This is a genomic window from Erysipelatoclostridium sp. MSK.23.31, assembly GCF_019125875.1.
Lineage (GTDB): Bacteria > Bacillota_I > Bacilli_A > Erysipelotrichales > Coprobacillaceae > Thomasclavelia > Thomasclavelia ramosa.
The window spans coordinates 1-809 of record NZ_JAHOCB010000112.1; the positions used below are offsets into that span (position 1 = coordinate 1).

The following is an 809-nucleotide window of genomic DNA, read 5'->3' on the forward strand; positions in this document are numbered from 1 at the left end:
TATCCTGCAGATCATTAATAAGCAAATACTGGCCATTGATTATATCAGCTATTTTGATAAGTTCTAATTCTACGTTTTTAACACTGGTTCCCTTTTTTCCTTCTTCAAGATTTACTGTTATAGATCCGACTTCGTCTAAAGCAGAAACAGCGGTTATACTGATAAAAAATAAAAAAACTGTGAATACTGCTGTAATTAATTTTTTATACATTTTTCACCCCTCGTTTTCTAAAAAATAGTATGCCTGCCACTGAAAACAGAACAGGAATAACATAGAAAATAATTTCCCTTAATGACGGCATACTGCTTTTAATTGATTTCTTTTCCTTTTCCTCATATGGAACTCTTTTACCTGTTATTACAAGCCTGTGAGTATTTAGCCCATAAGGGGTACAGGTAATCAGTGTTGCTAAATCCTGATTATCTTTAATCGAATAACTGACCTTATCAGGCAGTACTACCTCTATTTTATTTATTTTATATGCTAAAGTTTCATCAATTACTTTAATAAAAAAAAGATCACCTTTTTTAAGTTCGTCTAATCGAGTAAAAAGTTTGCTTGACGGCAAGCCTCTATGGCCAGTTAAAACAGTGTGGGTATTGTTACCACCTACAGGCAAAGAACTGTCCTCTATATGGCCAGCTCCCACGTTTAATACATCACTGTCTGTACCATGATAAACAGGCATATTTACCTTTATTTTTGGAATTTCTACAGTTCCTATTACACCATTTCCAAGATCTAAAACATTTTCATATTCTAACCCTGAATCCTCTGGCAGTCCCTTTTCTTTTGAATACAGGTTATC

At 33.6% G+C, this 809-nt stretch carries 1 protein-coding gene and 1 pseudogene; both read right to left on the reverse strand.

Going from position 1 to position 809, the window contains the following annotated elements; genetic code table 11:
• A pseudogene (locus KSU54_RS18525) lies at nt 1–211 on the reverse strand (hypothetical protein); the annotation flags it as partial.
• A partial coding sequence (locus tag KSU54_RS18530; RefSeq protein WP_217749053.1) for a class C sortase occupies nt 204–809 on the reverse strand: 606 nt, incomplete at its 5' end. The gene KSU54_RS18530 and the pseudogene KSU54_RS18525, both read right to left, overlap by 8 nt.